Genomic DNA, 17,203 nt, shown 5'->3' with positions numbered 1-17,203 from the left:
CAAGCTGATGAGAATCAATATATTGGGATAGGCAAGCAGCAAGAATCGTTGCGATAAATCAAGAGTTTTTAATCTTTGGAACTATCTAGAGGACTGTGAGCAATCAAAAGGTTATTAAGTATGAACACATCTGAAGACCAGGTATACCGCAGTTGGGCTAAGTTTTTAAATCCTGAAACTTTGAGAAGTAATCTAATTACTGCTTCAATTTTTTTGGCAGCATTTGAACTGCTTCAGAGTTCAATTATTGAGCGCATTCGGGAGTTTTTCACCTATGAATTCAATGAAAAAGGTGGAGTTGAAAGTAAACAATATAAAGATGAAGTTTTATCACTTGATAAGAATAAACATCAAGCATCACTTTTATGGTTGAAAAAGATGTCTGCTATTAATGACGATGATATGAAACTAGTAAAAAATATTGTCGATCATCGTAACGAATTAGCACATGAATTGCCAAAATTTCTTGCCAATGCCGATGCAGAAATAAATATTAATCTTTTAGGCTCTATCTATGAATTATTAACAAAAATAGATCGCTGGTGGATTAAAGAAGTGCATATTCCAACAAATCCCGATTTTGATGGTCAAGAAATTGTTGATACTGACATGCAATCTTTAACAATGATTTTTATGGAATTAATGTTGAAAATAGTTGCAGATGAGAGGCTATTTATAAAGTAAATCTAAAGGGGACTAATCAAATGAAATGATAACGATAAGATACTTTTGAGACAGTGCATTTACGTAGCGTTCAATGACTCGAAAGGTTTATTCTACCGACCTGAGTGACTCAGAATGGGCTATTCTAGCTCCCTTAATCCCACCAGCTAAATCTGGGGGACATCCAAGGACTACTGATATGAGAGAAGTATGCAACGCAATATACTATCAGTTGAAAACGGGATGTCAATGGGACATGCTACCAGGAGACTTTCCACCAAGTTCAACGGTTTACAGCTATTATCGCAAATGGCAAAAATACGGTATTTGGGAAGAATTAAACCATACACTACGTGACAAACTAAGGGAGAAACTAGGTAGGTCAACACAACCAACAGCGATCGCGGCAGATAGTCAGTCGGTAAAAACGACTGAAAAAAGGGGGATGTGTACGGCTTTGATGGTGGAAAGCGCGAGTTTTGGGAAGAAAACGGCAAACAATAGTTGATAGCCTAGGACTATTGCTCAAAGTGGTTGTGAGTGAGGGTAATGCTGGTGAGAGAGTGCTTGCAGCGTATGCTTTGATGGAACTGCTGGAGGAGCGACCAGAGTTATTAGAAAAAGTTGAAGTCATCTGGGTTGACTCAGGCTATGACGGTGATAAGTTTGCGCTGGCTGTTTGGTTGATGATTCAAGCTCATGTTGAAGTCATGCGCCGTACTAATAAAGAGTTTGAAGTTTTACCCAAGCGTTGGGTAGTAGAAAGAACATGATTGCTGGTTTAACCAATACCATCGTTTGAGTAAAGATTATGAACGTCTGACTGAAATGAGTGAAGCTGCCATATATGCCGTTATGACTCGAATTATGCTACGTCGTCTAGCCATTTAAAGATTTACTTTATAAATGGTCTCTGAGAATAATTCAGTATTTTGGGAAGAGTTTCAAAAGCAAGCTGTAAAAACTCCTAAAGCAGAATAAAAAAAACCAAATATGGGGCACTCACACAGATTTTTATGACTATGCAAGTGTCCCTATAGCCACCCATTTTCATTTGGTAAAAAATTAAGGGCTGGATTTTCTTACTTTTAGGCTTTCGGGAGTGTTTTTACTATCTGCTATCTTGAGGCGATTGCTTCCGATGATCACCACTCATTCTTGGAATAGAGTCGTTAGGACGGCGTAAGCTAAAAACTAAAATAGGGCAAAAAATTGCTGTAGGAACTGAACAAATTGCTGAGGGACAAGTAACTGACGGTGAAGTTGTATTTGCGAGATTCCAAGAAAAAATTATTCTAATTGCTGAGGAGTCCTCTGAATGAGTAATTATTCACTTTTAGCCAAATGAAGCCCAAACTCACGATACTTGCTGCATTTTAGCATAGGCTTCATAGACACCTTTCACATTGTACCAGTTGAGAAAAATTCTAGCAATTTCTAAAGCTAATTGCGGTTTACCTAAGTTAATTAGCCATTGCAATAACGGAGCCATTGTCCGTTCATTAAGTGCGCCATTAAGTGATAAAATTCCCCAAAGTAAGCGATGCAGCCAAGTCATTTGAATCATCATTCGCACTTCCCATGTGGGATGCTTTTGATAAAATAAAACTCCCATACGTCCGCGTTGAATTTCTTGGTCAATCAATCGGGGAATTTGCTCTAAGTTAAATGCTGGATGCCAGTGATATCCTACGGCTTCGGGACATTTAATTAGTGTCAAACCTAGTTTTTTCAGCCGCACACCTAATTCTAAATCTTCCCAGCCATAGAGTTGAAAACTAGTATCAAAAAGTCCCGCTTTCTCTAACCAATGTTTGGGAATTGCTACATTTCCGGTAGCAAAAAAAGCTGCTGAAAAATCTGTGACTTTGTAGGGTTCAGCCATTGGGTTATTGAAATTACAAGTATTAATAACTGCACCATAAGTGAAAAAGCGATCGCTCCCCAATTTCTCTTTCCCCTGCAATAGGGCATTCCCATGAGCTTGCAAGAAATTATTCAGTACTACTAAATCGCTATCAATAAAGATAATTGTGTCTCCCAGCGCCTCTTTTACTCCCAAATTCCGAGCCGCAGCCGGCCCAGCATGATCTTGTTGAAACCATCGCACATGGCGAAACTCTTCTTTGTGTTCTACCAACCACTCTAATGTGCCATCGGTAGAACCATCATCCACCAAGACAATCTCGTAATTAGTAACCGAACTTGGCTGGCTTAACTCTTGCACCTCCAAGGCGCGGAGGCACTTTTCTAAGATCGGTTGGCGATTATAAGTCGGTATCACAACGCTGAAAAACACAGTCTCACCCACAACATTATTTATCCATCTCCAGGATAGGACAGATGAGGCGCTGACACTGTTCCTTTGCTGATTCTGGTTAAGAAAATGTCAATGGAAATAATTTTTATCCCTCTTCTGTCACTCTCCGAGATAAGCAAGTAGTAAATAAGTGAAATCATCCAGAAGCAAAAAAGGGTTTAAATTGGTTCATGGCACAAATTAAATGATTAAATCCTAGCAATAAATGAGAATTTGGAAAAATATCTAACCAGGGATAAATCAGCCAAAATAGTAAAAGAGGTTGGACAATTAAACGAAGATTATTAAGAGTATTCTTCCATCCAGAATTATGATTCCATTGTTGATGATGAGAAAAATCTACACAATTAACATAACTAGTACCTATCACCTCAGTTTCAATTTGAAGAGATTGATTTAAGGCTAAAAAGGCTGGGGAATTTAGACTAATCATTGTGTAAACACAAAAAATAATTTCCCACCATCTCTCTATATGTTGAAAATTTGTCAAGCGATAATCTGTCCAGCCGAGTTCCTGTTTACATTGTCGAAACCCATATTCTACCCAGGTTCTTAATCCATATAAATCGCCTAAAGTTTTTTTTGAGATTTCCTTGAAGATTCGTCATGACAAATGAAGTGGAATTATCCGGCATTGTTTCTGGATCAGTAGTTATTTCCCAGTAAGTTATGGCTCTTTTTTTACCATAAATTATTTCTCGGATATATCTGATTTCGGATTTTTTATTACTAAATGTTCTCTCAAATTTGCACCACTTGTTAGCTCTAACGCTCTGATTAGCTGGTAGCCAGACTCCGTGATTACTTCTAATTGCTACAACATAAGCTAATTCATATTCATTGAGCTTTTTGATGAATTTGCTACTTTCACCATATAAACTATCGGCTAATACTAATTCAATATTAAACCCCTCATTTATTAATTCTGTAATAATTTCTGACGCTAACTCTATTTTGGTTTTATATTTATCTCCTGATTTGAGCGTCCCTTTCGGTTTAAATACTTTGAAACTTAATGGAAATGTTACATTTTCATAAACTCCATAAGCATTGACTGATACTATTCCATTATCTATTTTTCCTACACTCCCTAGATATTGTCTTGCAACATAATCTGTCTTTTTACCTTTTTTCCTATCTCCAGTTTCATCTATTACTACGGTTATCGCCTGACTATTTAATGCTTTCTTTAATTTATCTAATCTTCGGCTCTTTAATTTATTTGCTGACCAATCTGAATAGGCTATGAAATGATGTAATGACTGTGCCGAGTTTATACTTACTACTTTGGCTATTTCTGGTAATGATTTTCTTTTTATTGGTGCAATTATCCCTAAATGTAAATATTTGAAGCATTCATAATTTCTTACTTCTTTGAACAGGTCTTTATACTCTGCACAATATTCATCTATGATCGCAACTGTTGGCTGGGCATCTCTTGCCAAATGTTTTAGGATTTGTAATTCTACATCCATTGCCCTGCTTACCTGAAGAGAGTTTTTTCTTTTAATCCTTTTATTCAGAATACTCGGAAAGTGACAGAAGAGGGTTATAGCGGTTATCAGTCTACTTCAGTACAGTAGGAGAGAGCAATTCTACTGATAATTGGTGGTGATGAAAGCCTACTCTCTCGACTTGCGTCAAAAAATAGTTGATGCTTATGCCTGCGGTGACATTTCCCAACGAAAACTGGCTAAAAACTTTGGTGTCACCTTAAGTTTTGTGCAAAATTTACTCAAACGCCATCGAGAATTGGGGATGATAGGCCCCAAGGTGCGGACTGAGCAGACAGCAACAAAGTTGAATGCTGAACAGTTAGAAATCCTGCGCCAACTCGTCATAGCACAGCCCGATGCGACGTTAAGCGAATTGCGGGAACGACTTTACGAGAAAACAGAGGTCTTAATTGGGGTAGCTACGGTGAATCGGATGGTTCGCTGGAAACTTCACCTCAACCTCAAAAAAAAGTCTCCACCTCACAAAAAAGGTAGTGATGAAGTCCAACTAGCCCGATTTGAGTACTGGAAACTCTTGAGGGGGATACCCGTCGAAGAGCTGATTTTCTTAGATGAATCGGGAGTTAATCTGTCCTTCATCCGCAAATGTGCCCGCGCCTTGCCTGGCCTTCGGGCTATGCTCAAAAGCCCAACCGCAAAGGGAAAAATGTCTCGGTAATTGGTGCAATTAGCTTGAAAGGACTGCTCACCCAATGGAGTGGCTTAGGTTCTATCGATGCTTTGACTTTTGATGCCTTCATCGCCCAAAAGCTCGTACCCAAACTTTGGCCTGGTGCAGTGGTGATCATGGATAACTGCTCAATCCATAAAAGTGATGAACTTGAAGCTTTGCTCATCGCTGCTGGCGCTCATCTCATTTATCTCCCCCCCTATTCTCCCGATTTTTCACCGATTGAGAATTGTTGGTCCAAGATTAAGAACATTCTCCGTCGCATCGGTGCAAGGACATACCCTGATTTACTCCAGGCATTAGATACGGCATTCGCAGAAGTGACAATAGAGAATTTGCTGGGTTGGTTTACTCACTGCTGCTACTGTACCTCACAAGACTGATAACCGCTATATAGGTATTCCCCGATCATCTCTAATTTGTATCCGCCCGAAAATTCTCAAAGTAAGTTTATTTAATAAGGCAGAATTCATTCTGACTTCTGACTTCTGACTCCTGAATTCTGTTTGATAAATCTCCATTAATCAACATATAACCTGATGTTAATTTTTGGTCATTAGATTATATGACAAACTTAAAAATTTTTGTCTAGTTATGTAACCTAAATAGCAAACAACCTTTTGTTAATAACAGGTTACTTACTATTCAAAATCTGTGGCATTTCACGTAAATAGTTGATGGCTTTTTCTGTCATTAATCAATATTTGCTCCTACTAAATTTTTTATGTCACAATACAGGAGAATTTGATGTCTCAATTAAGTCGCAGACAAATTTTAATATTTTTTGCTGGCAGTGCTGGTGCTGCTGTATTGGGAGACACAATTCTAGATGGTGTTTCTAGTATTGCAGAAGCAAACAACAGACGACTAAGCTTTACACCAGTGCGCTTACCCCATCCTTTGCCCGTTTATAAACAGCAAAAAAGTTTCTTGCCAACTGCAATTGGTCAGGGACAGCTAATCAATCCATCTGCAAATGCGAAGTTAAACAGCTACAACGTAGTTGATGATGTGGTAGTGCCACCAGAGTATGAACGTTATGTAATTATCAGCTGGGGCGATCGCGTTTTTCCCAACAGGGACGATTATTTCGGCTACAACAACGATTATACAGGTTTTATTCCTCTGGGCAGAACTAACGATGTCGGCTATTTGTGGGTCAATCACGAATATGTGAGTTTTCCTTTTTCTGATCTAGCACCAGAAGCTCCTGCTGATGTTAAAGGATTGCTTACCACCTTTGAATCGGTTATTGGGTGGGCTTTGCCTTCCACCAGAAGTTTTGAATTTGACGGCGAAGTTTTATATAACTTAGGCGGATCTATTGTCCGCATCTCCCAACGTAACCGCAGTAAGCGTTATGCTGTGGTTAAAGGTGATGCCAGAAATCGCCGCCTTCATGGTCTTTCTGGATTGGGGATTAATATCCAAAGGAGTGATGAATATAAAAATGTCACTTCTTGGGGAAGTCGTAGCTACCAAAAAGGCGATCAAAACTATCTCATTGGAACTGGTCCAGCTGCAACTCAAGTATTTAACCTCTCCTCCGATGGATTAGGTAACAAAATTATCGGCACTGGCTATAACTGTTCTGGCGGTACAACTCCTTGGGGAACTATTTTAAGTGCTGAAGAAAATTTTCAAGGAAGTGTAGGAGCTTTTGTTGGTGTCACAGAACCAGTTACCCCTAATGGTACTCAAACAGGTTACATCGATGGTACTACTGGTAAGACCTTCGGTTTAGTTGGTGAAAAATACGGTTGGATTGTCGAAATTGATCCCGTTAATCCGAATTTCCGCCCTCGCAAACATACTTCGTTGGGTCGTTTCCGCCATGAAAACGTTGCCATCCGTGCTGAAGCTAAGAAACCATTAATCACCTATATGGGTGATGACAGACGCGGGGGGCACACCTGGAAATTTGTCAGTGCAGGTATTATTTCTTCACCAACCAGCAAAGCCAACAGCAGTTTGTGGGAAAGTGGTACATTGTATGTCGCCCGTTACAATCCAGATGGTACGGGTCAATGGATACCGTTATGTTTAACTACTCCCACCAATCCCATTCCGCCATCGGTAATTTCTTCTGTGGAGTTTGCTGCTTTGGGTTCGGCTCAAAGAAATGGTCTTTTACCCCTACCAAAACGCAATGGTATTGCAGGTCAAACTATAGATGGTGGTTCCCTCCCAATCGATCGCACCAATGAAGCTGATAGACTACCTGGTTATCAAGGTAAGAAGCTATCTGACTTCTACACTTCCCAAGGTGCTATTCTCGTTGATGCTTTCTTAGCAGCGAATTTGGCTGGCGGAACTCCCACAGCACGTCCAGAAGATATAGAAGTGCATCCGGCTACCAAAGAAGTCTTCATTGCCTATACTGATGGTGCGCCGGGAAGCGACGGTTATCCAGATTCACGCATTTTCCAAGTTGCTAAGTTGAGTACAAATGTCAACGCAACGCAGCAATCGGGGGGATTGTACAAAATTATTGAAGATAGTGCTGATGGGACAGGTCTAACCTTCCGTTGGCAGAGATTTGCTCAGGGTGGAGAAGCTGGATCACTTTCTGGTGCTGGTTTTGCCAATGTAGATAACCTAGTGTTCGACAATAAGGCAAATATTTGGGGTGTGACAGATATGTCTACCACCACTCACAATGGTTTTAATGTTGGTGCTGCTGGTACTATAACCACCATCGACCACACAGCCAATGGTAATGTTTCTAACTTCACAGGAGTTTTTGGTAATAACTGGCTATTCTACATTCCTACTACTGGTGCTAACGCGGGAGAGGTAATACCGTTTGCTCATGGGCCGGTGCGTTGTGAGATGACCGGGCCAACTTTTGTGGGAGATACGCTGATTATTTCCGTACAGCATCCTGGTGAAGATAGCCCAATTAACGATGGTACGATTTTGAGTCGTGAGATTGAATTACTGGATTTGAGTGGTGTTACATTCAATCAGGCTCGGACTGTGCCTCGTGGTAGTAGTTGGCCAAGTAACATCCCAACTGCTGACGGTGGTAAAGGTCAACCTAGAAGCTTTCCTAAACCATCTGTAATTGGCATCAAACGTAAGAATCCTACTGGTAATTTTACTTAGTATTACGAATGTAGAGACGTTATTTATAATGTCTCTACATTGATTTCCAAGGTAGCGCTACTAATTCACTCCAGATAGTTTTTTCTTGCGTTTCATCCCCAACGCCATAGCACCTGCGATCGCTATACCAGCAATAGCCATTGGTTCTGGTACGGGTGTACTCTTAGAGTAAGCTACTCTACCCACCTCTGTTGTAGACAATAAGTCAGCACTCAGAATGCTATAAAATTTTGTTCCTCCTGTATTTGGATTACCTGGATCATTCCCAATGAAAAACTGATCTTCAACCAAATAGCTCAGTCCTGACAGGTTGCCATCTGTAAAGCTGACTACAGGAGATAATGGGTAATCAAAATCACTTGCCTCTGTATATTGAGTATCAGAAATGTTGAATGCTGATACAAAACTTTACATTATTAGTTACACTAAGTCTCAAAAGCTTAAATTAGTCAGCAAAACATCATCTCCTCAAACCAATGAACATAGCTGATTTTCTGACACATACAAGATTGAAGATAGCGGAATTTATCTAATAGTGTATGTCCCCATTGTTCGGGAATAGATAAAAGCTGTAAAATCAGATAGGCTATCAAGCTCACGTAAATTTGTATGGTAATACCATTGACGTTTTTGGTAATGAGTTTGTCAAGTTTTAAGTGCATCTTTAAAAACTTCCACAACAATTCAACTCCCCAACGTAATCGATAAATATCCCTAATTTCATCATCATGAACAGCTGCATCTCCCGACTCTGGTAAATTAGTCACTAAGCGAAACTCGGTTTTTGTCTCTAAATCACAGAAATTAATTACTCTATAAGCTTGAGCATCATCAGATGCACCAACTTTGACCAATCCATTTGAGCCATCAAATTCTAGTTTCCAATTGTTTTTTATCCGCAAAACAAAATATTTGTTTTCTTGTACTAATTCTTGGATAAATTTTAATCCAGCAAAACCCCTATCCATTACTCCAACAGCATTTATTGGGAGACTAGACATCATTTTGGAACCAAATTTATAATCATGGTCATGTCCAAAATTGATGAAGTTATCTTCTGGGCTTCCTGTGGAGAGATTTAAGGAACTAAACAGCTTGACTTGATGATGACCTAGTACCCATAACAATTTACTTGTGAGAGTAATAATTGTTGAATCTATTGGACAAATTGCATATTTATTGTGTAACTTTTTTTGAACTTTCTTCTGTACTAATTCATTTAATTTTTGGTAAATCTCTTGAAAAGGTTTTTGGCTTCGATGTAAATTTGCTTTAGAGAAAGTAGAAATATCTACCTCAAAACAATTGTTATTTAATCTGTTAAACAAATCTCGCATACTTGTTAAGCTGTTATCCAGGGCATAGGATAGCCAGCACTCAAAAAACAGACGACTGTTCAATACTGGATAATCGTTTTTTGGCAGGCTTTTCAGTATATCTTTGACAATTTTGGGAAATGAATTTATAATCACAATCAAACTAATATATTTTAAGCCTTAGCCCAAAACTACCATATTTTGGGCTATTTTTATCGGATTTTTCTTAACATTCAACACTTCTGATTGAGTATCCAAGTAGTCAAAGGCAATAGATAATCCATTGCTAACGCCTAGAGTTTCCTCACCTATGCTGGTTAAGGTCGAGTCATCATATTGAAAAGAACCGAAATATTGACCGGGATTATCGCCCGATGTCGCATTCACGGTAAAACCATAATTAACCAAGGCAGCTTGCGTCGGTTTAGCAATAGTAGCAACCGAGATAGCAACAGCAAAAGCAGCAATGCTAATATCTTTAGCTAATTTCATCAGACAATGCTCCGAAGCTAAAAAATGAATAATTCTGTAATTTCACTTAAATAAAATTTCAACCTATGTATATAGGTTAAGAAATAATAAACAAAAGATGATCGTGGTTAAATCTTCAAGTTTGTCAACTATATATAAAATCTGTATAAACTTATTCCATATTTACAGCAAGCTAGGTTGATATTTGAAGCTGATTATCAACATTTCTTGAAAACAAAAAATATTTTCCATTAATCTCATTAAAAATATTGAGACGTTCAAAACTGGCTTAAAAATATTTATATTCAAGCGATCGCTTTATAAGTAAACTTCCAGGAGAGTAAATCGTAATTCTGACTCCTAACTTCTAAATCCTTCTATAGGTTGTTGCATGAATAAAATATATATGGATTAGTTTCGATATAATAATGACTCATTCTTTGTTGTCCTACGTGGAGAAATTAATGGGTCGCGCCAAAAAAGTTGTCCTGGCATATTCTGGTGGAGTGGATACTTCCGTTTGCATCCCTTACCTCAAACAGGAGTGGGGTGTAGAAGAGGTGATTACCCTAGCAGCAGATTTAGGTCAGGGAGATGAATTAGAGCCAATTCGAGAAAAAGCTCTGAAATCGGGTGCAAGTGAATCACTCGTGGCAGATATCAAAGACAGCTTCGTTAAAGATTACGCTTTTGGAGCGATTCAAGCCAACGCACTTTATGAAAATCGTTATCCTCTAGGAACTGCTCTTGCCCGCCCACTGATCGCTAAGATATTAGTAGAAACGGCTGAAAAATATGGTGCTGATGCGATCGCTCACGGTTGCACCGGCAAAGGTAACGATCAGGTTCGCTTTGATGTCTCTGTAACCGCGCTGAACCCCAACCTAAAAATCCTCGCACCAGCCAGAGAATGGGGTATGAGCCGTGAGGAAACCATCGCTTATGGTGAGAAGTTTGGTATCCCCTCACCAGTCAAAAAATCTTCTCCCTACAGCATTGACAAAAATTTGCTCGGTCGTAGCATTGAAGCGGGTAGTCTCGAAGATCCGTCATTTGAGCCACCAGAAGAAATTTATGAGATGACCAAAGCGATCGCTGACACTCCCAACCAGCCAGAGTACATCGAAATTGGTTTCCACGGTGGTATTCCCACAACCATCAACGGCATAGCTAAACAGCCAGTTGAACTAATTGAAGAACTCAATCGGCTTGTAGGAAATCACGGCGTTGGACGGATAGATATGATTGAAAACCGTCTGGTTGGCATCAAATCGCGGGAAATCTACGAATCACCCGCGATGTTAGTGCTAATTCAGGCACATAGAGATTTAGAAAGCTTGACTTTAACGGCAGATGTCACCCATTACAAGCGTGGCATTGAAGAAACTTATAGCCAAATCGTTTACAACGGTTTATGGTACAGTCCACTCAAAGTTGCACTAGATGCCTTTATTCAAAAGACACAAGAGCGAGTCTCTGGAACTGTGCGAGTGAAGTTATTCAAGGGTAACTCCACGATAGTTGGTCGTTCGAGCGATAATTCCCTCTATACTCCTGATTTGGCAACCTACGGAGCCGATGACCAATTTGACCATAAAGCTGCTGAAGGTTTTATCTATGTTTGGGGACTACCAACTCGCATTTGGTCGCGGCAAATAAAAAGTTAAGAGTCAATTCAATTTTAGATTTTGGATTGAAGGAGAAATCTAAAATCGCCAGAGTTAGGAGTTAAAATGCAAAATACAAAAGTAAAAATTCAAAAAATAACTTTTTACTTTACTCCTAACTCCTCACTTTTACTCTTCACTACTCGCTTCTTTAACTTGGCGAGACTCTAACCACAAAGGTACAAAAATTAAGGCAGTGATGATTAGTAAAGCTGCGATCGCAAATTGACCTACCCAAGCAACCAATTGTTCTAAAGAGACAATTTTGCCAGCAAAAAAAGCTAATGTCACCATCAAACTAGCCCAAGCAACTGCTCCTAAAAAATTGTATAAAAAGAATCTTCCAAAAGGCATTTCGGCTATCCCAGCTAGTGGTGCCGCAAAAACTCGCAATAATGCTAAAAAACGTCCGAAAAATACAGCTTTAGCAGAGTTTTGACTGAATTGATCTTTAATAGTCAGCAACCGCACTTCAGAAATCCGAAATATGCTACCAACTTTTACCAGAAAAGGCCAACCGCTAACTCTACCAATCCAATAGCCACAAGTGCCGCCAATTACCGCACCCATAATTGCGTCACCGAGAACCAGCCAGTAATTTAGTTCATCGCTGCCAGCTAAAAACCCGCCCACAAGGGTCACGGTTTCACCAGGAAGGGGAATGCCTAAATTTTCTAGCAAAATTCCCAAAAAAATTGCCCAATAGCCGTAATTATGGGCCAATTCCTGGATATTTTCTAGTGAAATCAGCTCTAAAGACATTCCGCACCGCCGTCTTTACAAATTTTTACTTTTACTATATCTTTGCTTGTTTTTGGGCGGGGTGTCAATCAAACCGCTACATTGACTTATTCGGTCATTAGTTTAATTCTGAGTAATCCATAGTTCTATAATCCTATGGAAACTATTAATTTTTGAGTATTAACTGTATAAATCTTAGCATTTCCTAGCACAAGCTAATTTTATTTAAAAATAAATAAAAAGAAATTACAAAAAATTTATATATCTCTGGTTAAATTATAAAAATTTCGTAAAAGATACGATTGATACCGAAATTATGAAGTACTTATGCATATACTTATGAAAGTTATCACAAATTATACGACATGAATACTGAAATAATTACTTTCAATTGCAAGGCTGCAATCCCCTAAATATCTGGGGAAAACAGTTATTTTGCCTTTGAAAGAGAAGAGGTATTTGTGTCATTTTTCGATTTTTAGTCAAGTGTTCAATTACCCTGTTGAATTTATGATTCTCACACAAGAACTTCAAGTTATTTTGTTTAAACCCCAAGGAAGCATAGATTTAGAAGGCGGAAAGGCTTTGAGTGAACAGATGGCTGGAGTAGTGCCTCAAGCTCATCAACTCTGGATTATTGACTTAGCAAAAGTTAATTTTATGGACAGTTCTGGGTTAGTCCCTTTAGTCAAAGGGTTGAAAGCTGCACGTCAGAGCGGTTGCCGTTTAGTTCTATGCAACGTGCAAGCTCCTGTACGGCTAATTTTGGAACTTACCCAGCTAGATACAGTGTTTGAAATTTTTCCCACTTACAAAGACATTTTTACTGGCAAAGATATATAGTCTGGTGCTAGCAGGCTATATAAATCTACCTATAGATGGATGCTAGAGTCAAGCCATATTTGCATTTTTTCACATTTCCCCAAATATTCTCACATCGTCAAAGATAACAGTCTGGTGCTAGCAGGCTGATTTTTTATATTATCTAGATAATGAAATGTTAAGGAAAACTCATGCCTTTGATCTAGGTGGTCTTAACGACATATAAAAGCGGAAAATTACCAAAATCAGTCAAAGAAAATGCAATTCTTTGGATTCTTCCCTAGCACCATTAAATTATTCAAAACTAGTTGCTCAACATCCGACGCAACTAACACAAGGAAGCAAGAGGTAAGAAAGGTTAGAATATTAGCCTTTGCGTTATTTCTAACTCTATAGTGATTTTTACCTTAAATGTATTACCTGGATGTCTCCAAGATGCTTTGCTATGACAATTTCTTACCTCTTCGATTCCACCATAATGGTAACTTTAGGCATTCTGGGGAGTTGAAAGATTAGTTTGTTCGGACGCTGGGCGGGGAAAATTTGGCAAATCAATTCCACTGTGACTAGCATTGCGAGTTTTGAGTGCTAACCGGTAACTCACACTTTGCAGTTCTGCTTGCAGTTTGCGATTTTCCCGTTGTAGCATTGCTACCTTTTCTCTCACTGGTGTCATCCGCTCCTCAAACTTTCGACGGTAAATTTGAGGCAACTCTTGTACTACTTGCTCTAACATCCGAGTGCGATCTGTAAGTTCTTGGACTGACTGTCGCAATTGATAAATTTCGGAGTCACGAGTTGTAATTTGCTCTTGGTAGAACGCCACTTGCTGCTCAACAGCTTGGAGTTGTTCTTGCAATGCTTGTAACTGGCTCAGATCGCGCTCAATATCCGGCTGCTGGGGCATAAAACTAGTATTACCCTTTACTAGCCGGAAGAGTTCTTGAGATAGTTGTTGCACTAATTGATCGCGGAGTTGCAACTCTTGGCGTAGCTGCGAAACTTCCGTAGAGAGAACTTGAATATTTGGTGTATCAGATTGGCTCACAGTAGCTTACAGCTCCCATTCAGAATCTTGTCCACTCTTAGGTATAACTGCGGGAGTACTACCTTTGGCAAGTATTTGTTAATTTAGCATTCCCAATTAAGTTACGAAAAAAGAAGAAGACAAAATTTTACTGAATGGGAATTGGGGATTGGGAATTGGGAATTTGGTGAATAATCGCTTCCCCTGCTCCCCCTACTCCCCTTGCTCCCTGCTCCCTACTTAGACCGTTGCAGCGACTTTAGTGGGCTTTTCCTTTTCCTCTTTAGGGGGTTTTTCCTCTGCGATATCCTGCTTAATTGTCAAATAGCGAATCACTTCTTCACTCAAGCGCATAGCGCGTTCAAAAGGAGCGATCGCAGTTGCAGGCGCAGTGTAGTTTAACTGGATATAGATCCCATCGCGGTGTTTTTTGATTTCATAAGCTAGACGACGCTTACCACGATTTTGAATTTGGATATCCTCAGCGCCTTGGTCACGAAGCAAATTCTGATATTTAGTAATTGCTTGCTCTGCCTGTTCGTCTCCTAGGTCGGGACGGAGGATGTACATTGTTTCGTAATTTGTAGTCATATTTTCCAGTTTCCTTATGGACAAAAAGGTTGCTGACATTAATTTATACTTGATTTAAATTTAAAATACTAGTATTAATCAACATCGGAAGCAACAAGGAACTATAATCTTACCAGTTTTCAATTTGAATCATTAGCCAAATCGCCAAAGTTTGTATTTTTCGGATGTTCCTAATGAAAACTAGGTCGTAAGGCTATTTCCAGAGCCTCTTACTGACCTGCAAGGGGAGTGAGGAGACTAACGTATGTTTCTCTAAGGACATCTTCTATAGCGGCTTTCAGGCTCAACGCTAAATCGGTTTGCTAAAAAGCTAACTGAGAATTGCTACCCGCTCTAAGTTTCTAATCGTAGATAAAAGGATATTCATCAAGGTTATGGCACAGCGCTACGTGCGAATTCAAAATCAAGAAGGACAGATTTACTATGGGATATTACAACTATCCCTCAATGTGCAGGTGCTAGATGCTCCGCCCTGGTTACAAGGACAACCAACTGATTTAACTTTGACACCAGAAAATTATCAAATTCTGGCTCCTTGTGCTCCCTCAAAAATTGTGGCGGTGGGTAAGAATTATGCAGAACATGCAGCCGAAATGGGAACTCCAGTACCTTCTGAACCGCTAATTTTTCTCAAGCCACCCACGACTATCATTCCATCTGAGAGAGAAATTAAGTACCCTCCCCAGTCACAAAGAGTTGACTACGAAGGAGAGTTAGCATTAGTGATTGGCGATTACGCTTTTGAATGTACACCAGAGGTAGCCCAAACAAAAATTTGGGGCTACACCATCGCCAATGACGTAACAGCGCGGGATTTACAAAAACTGGATGCTCAATGGACGCGAGCTAAAGGTTTTGATACTTTCTGTCCTTTGGGCCCTTGGATTGTGCGGGAGTTAAATCCAGGAGCGAGATTGCAGACTTTTGTGAATGACGATGTTAACCCAGTTCAATCTGCCTGTATCGATCAGATGGTATTTTCCCCTGATGTTTTAGTTTCCTACATTAGCCAGGTGATGACGCTACTACCCGGTGATTTGATACTGACAGGTACACCAGAGGGTGTAAGTCAATTACATCCAGGCGATCGCGTGCGTGTCGAAATTGAAGGTATTGGTCGCCTGGAAAACACCGTAGTGGCTCGTTAACAACTAGCGCACTTGCATATACACTGCATCGGAAATCGCTGGTATTTCTGCATAACGTCCGCTTACAGACTGGATTACTGAATATGCAACTGCTCCCACTATGCCAATAAAAATGGTTGTGGATAGAGTTTGGATTGCAAAACCACCAACGGGAACTAGTCCCACAACATCAGTGAGAATGTTAAACAAAAAGATAATGATGTCCAAAAGGATTGCTTGCATGGTGTTGAAACGAATAAAGTGACTAATTTTTTCGTTTCTGACTACCAGCAAAAATAAAGCAAAGAAAATAATCATTCCTGCATAACGCACGCCGTAGTAAATTCTCAACAATGGCAGAAGCGGCAGAAACAGTAGTTGTAGCGGTGGAAAATCTGATAGCAAATATCTACCAAATACAAAAACCTCAATCAGAGGAAGCAAATAAGGCAAACAAGCAAAAATTCTATCTGAAACTGTTGTAGACCCGCGCCAAGACATTATGCGTTCTCCTGTGGTTAAATTTATATAGTTACTTGAGCTTAGGATAACGCAGTTACTTGGTCTTGCTGGTAAATTAAACTATTCTATATGGGCAATGCGAAAGCCCATCATACACTCATACTGGTCTGGCTGCTGTTGAGTAAGTTTGCGAATGGCTTGACCACAGCGTAGTTCACCTCCACGCCAACGGGGTTGACCGCTCCTGTCAGCGAGTAAACAAGACTGGCAAACTTGCTCAGGGGCAAGGATTTGCTCGTCCATTAAAATGACTAGCATCGAATCCCTCCTGTAAATCCTTATTGTCACCTACATTTCACTCAGGTGAGGATACTTCTTTGAACCGCTTCAGGTAAGTTGGGCGCGTGCTACGCGATTAACTGTGGATTTGCGATGACGCTTTGCATCTGCCGGGGCGATCGCAAATCACACTTAAGAGCCACATCCTACCTTCCTTTTTGTAGCAAAAAAGTGGAAAACCACAATTCAAGAACAATTGTCAAGTGAATCTTAATTTTTATTGTATGTTGTGTCTATTGCAAATTTGACATTTATAGTAAAAAATGATACAAAAATATTCCTATTAATTTTGATCATAGACAGCCAACGGTGTCCATTGTATTCCTGTTAATTTAGCGGTGGAGAGTGCCAAAGTTAATATT

16 protein-coding genes and 2 pseudogenes are annotated in these 17,203 nt (G+C 39.6%); 8 read left to right on the top strand and 10 right to left on the bottom strand.

Translation table 11 applies throughout. From position 1 onward, the window contains the following. Positions 1 to 120: 120 nt before the first annotated feature. Together FBB35_RS03795 and FBB35_RS03790 are read left to right on the top strand one after the other, a co-directional pair. Positions 121 to 684 carry a hypothetical protein gene (locus FBB35_RS03795; protein ID WP_174708538.1) on the top strand — a complete coding sequence of 188 codons (564 nt, stop codon included), beginning with the start codon at positions 121 to 123 and terminating at the stop codon, positions 682 to 684. 73 nt (positions 685 to 757) lie between these two features. Beyond that, positions 758 to 1,554: pseudogene (locus FBB35_RS03790) on the top strand (IS5 family transposase). A 466-nt stretch (positions 1,555 to 2,020) separates the two neighbouring features. Here FBB35_RS03790 and FBB35_RS03785 read toward each other — a convergent pair. Both FBB35_RS03785 and FBB35_RS03780 read right to left on the bottom strand, forming a co-directional pair. Next, the gene (locus FBB35_RS03785) at positions 2,021 to 2,974 is read right to left on the bottom strand and encodes a glycosyltransferase family 2 protein (RefSeq protein WP_254625815.1); all 954 of its coding nucleotides are present in this window, start codon (positions 2,972 to 2,974) and stop codon (positions 2,021 to 2,023) included. A gap of 145 nt (positions 2,975 to 3,119) precedes the next feature. Continuing rightward, positions 3,120 to 4,458: pseudogene (locus FBB35_RS03780) on the bottom strand (IS701 family transposase). A 139-nt stretch (positions 4,459 to 4,597) separates the two neighbouring features. On the opposite strand from FBB35_RS03780, the gene FBB35_RS34275 reads away from it, so the two are divergent. The 3 genes from FBB35_RS34275 to FBB35_RS03770 all read left to right on the top strand — a co-directional run bounded on the left by FBB35_RS34275 (position 4,598) and on the right by FBB35_RS03770 (position 8,278). Further along, positions 4,598 to 5,158 carry a transposase gene (locus tag FBB35_RS34275; protein WP_254625814.1) on the top strand — a complete coding sequence of 187 codons (561 nt, stop codon included), beginning with the start codon at positions 4,598 to 4,600 and terminating at the stop codon, positions 5,156 to 5,158. Further along, complete coding sequence (locus FBB35_RS34270) at positions 5,086 to 5,553, top strand: transposase (RefSeq protein ID WP_254625646.1); 468 nt, start codon at positions 5,086 to 5,088, stop codon at positions 5,551 to 5,553. The genes FBB35_RS34275 and FBB35_RS34270 overlap by 73 nt, the downstream gene beginning before the upstream one ends. A gap of 364 nt (positions 5,554 to 5,917) precedes the next feature. Further along, positions 5,918 to 8,278, top strand: coding sequence for a PhoX family phosphatase (locus tag FBB35_RS03770; protein ID WP_174708537.1), 2,361 nt, complete (start codon positions 5,918 to 5,920; stop codon positions 8,276 to 8,278). Positions 8,279 to 8,338: 60 nt separating this feature from the next. On the opposite strand, the gene FBB35_RS03765 is transcribed toward FBB35_RS03770, so the two are convergent. The 3 genes from FBB35_RS03765 to FBB35_RS03755 form a co-directional block, all read right to left on the bottom strand. After that, the gene (locus FBB35_RS03765; RefSeq protein ID WP_254625813.1) at positions 8,339 to 8,569 is read right to left on the bottom strand and encodes a PEP-CTERM sorting domain-containing protein; all 231 of its coding nucleotides are present in this window, start codon (positions 8,567 to 8,569) and stop codon (positions 8,339 to 8,341) included. A 158-nt stretch (positions 8,570 to 8,727) separates the two neighbouring features. Further along, positions 8,728 to 9,750: an IS4 family transposase gene (locus FBB35_RS03760; RefSeq protein ID WP_174708137.1), complete on the bottom strand. Its 1,023-nt coding sequence runs from the start codon at positions 9,748 to 9,750 to the stop codon at positions 8,728 to 8,730. Positions 9,751 to 9,774: 24 nt separating this feature from the next. Further along, positions 9,775 to 10,086: a hypothetical protein gene (locus FBB35_RS03755; protein WP_368041820.1), complete on the bottom strand. Its 312-nt coding sequence runs from the start codon at positions 10,084 to 10,086 to the stop codon at positions 9,775 to 9,777. Between the two features lie 443 nt (positions 10,087 to 10,529). Here FBB35_RS03755 and FBB35_RS03750 point away from each other — a divergent pair, with 443 nt between their 5' ends. Then, entirely contained in the window at positions 10,530 to 11,732 is a 1,203-nt protein-coding gene (locus FBB35_RS03750) for an argininosuccinate synthase (protein ID WP_174708536.1), read from the top strand. Between the two features lie 129 nt (positions 11,733 to 11,861). Here the strand turns inward: FBB35_RS03750 and FBB35_RS03745 are convergent, their stop codons facing one another. Next, positions 11,862 to 12,494 (bottom strand): DedA family protein, encoded by a 633-nt coding sequence (locus FBB35_RS03745; protein ID WP_174708535.1) that lies wholly within the window; start codon positions 12,492 to 12,494, stop codon positions 11,862 to 11,864. Positions 12,495 to 12,983: 489 nt separating this feature from the next. Between FBB35_RS03745 and FBB35_RS03740 the strand changes: the two genes are divergently transcribed. Continuing rightward, positions 12,984 to 13,316, top strand: coding sequence for an STAS domain-containing protein (locus FBB35_RS03740; protein ID WP_174708534.1), 333 nt, complete (start codon positions 12,984 to 12,986; stop codon positions 13,314 to 13,316). Positions 13,317 to 13,782: 466 nt separating this feature from the next. Here the strand turns inward: FBB35_RS03740 and FBB35_RS03735 are convergent, their stop codons facing one another. Further along, positions 13,783 to 14,343 carry an Npun_F5560 family protein gene (locus FBB35_RS03735; RefSeq protein WP_174708533.1) on the bottom strand — a complete coding sequence of 187 codons (561 nt, stop codon included), beginning with the start codon at positions 14,341 to 14,343 and terminating at the stop codon, positions 13,783 to 13,785. Positions 14,344 to 14,562: 219 nt separating this feature from the next. Beyond that, a complete protein-coding gene (rpsF, locus tag FBB35_RS03730) occupies positions 14,563 to 14,913 on the bottom strand; it encodes a 30S ribosomal protein S6 (protein WP_012411808.1) in 351 nt (116 codons plus the stop codon). A gap of 374 nt (positions 14,914 to 15,287) precedes the next feature. Here rpsF and FBB35_RS03725 point away from each other — a divergent pair, with 374 nt between their 5' ends. Continuing rightward, positions 15,288 to 16,061 carry a fumarylacetoacetate hydrolase family protein gene (locus FBB35_RS03725; protein WP_174708532.1) on the top strand — a complete coding sequence of 258 codons (774 nt, stop codon included), beginning with the start codon at positions 15,288 to 15,290 and terminating at the stop codon, positions 16,059 to 16,061. A gap of 3 nt (positions 16,062 to 16,064) precedes the next feature. On the opposite strand, the gene FBB35_RS03720 is transcribed toward FBB35_RS03725, so the two are convergent. Together FBB35_RS03720 and FBB35_RS03715 are read right to left on the bottom strand one after the other, a co-directional pair. Next, entirely contained in the window at positions 16,065 to 16,541 is a 477-nt protein-coding gene (locus tag FBB35_RS03720; protein WP_012411806.1) for a Tic20 family protein, read from the bottom strand. 81 nt (positions 16,542 to 16,622) lie between these two features. Then, positions 16,623 to 16,820 (bottom strand): hypothetical protein, encoded by a 198-nt coding sequence (locus FBB35_RS03715; RefSeq protein WP_041565682.1) that lies wholly within the window; start codon positions 16,818 to 16,820, stop codon positions 16,623 to 16,625. Positions 16,821 to 17,203 lie beyond the last annotated feature (383 nt).

Source organism: Nostoc sp. TCL240-02 (genome assembly GCF_013343235.1).
GTDB lineage: Bacteria > Cyanobacteriota > Cyanobacteriia > Cyanobacteriales > Nostocaceae > Nostoc.
Note: the sequence above shows the minus strand (reverse complement) of the source record. Positions and strands in the feature narration are given on the sequence as shown.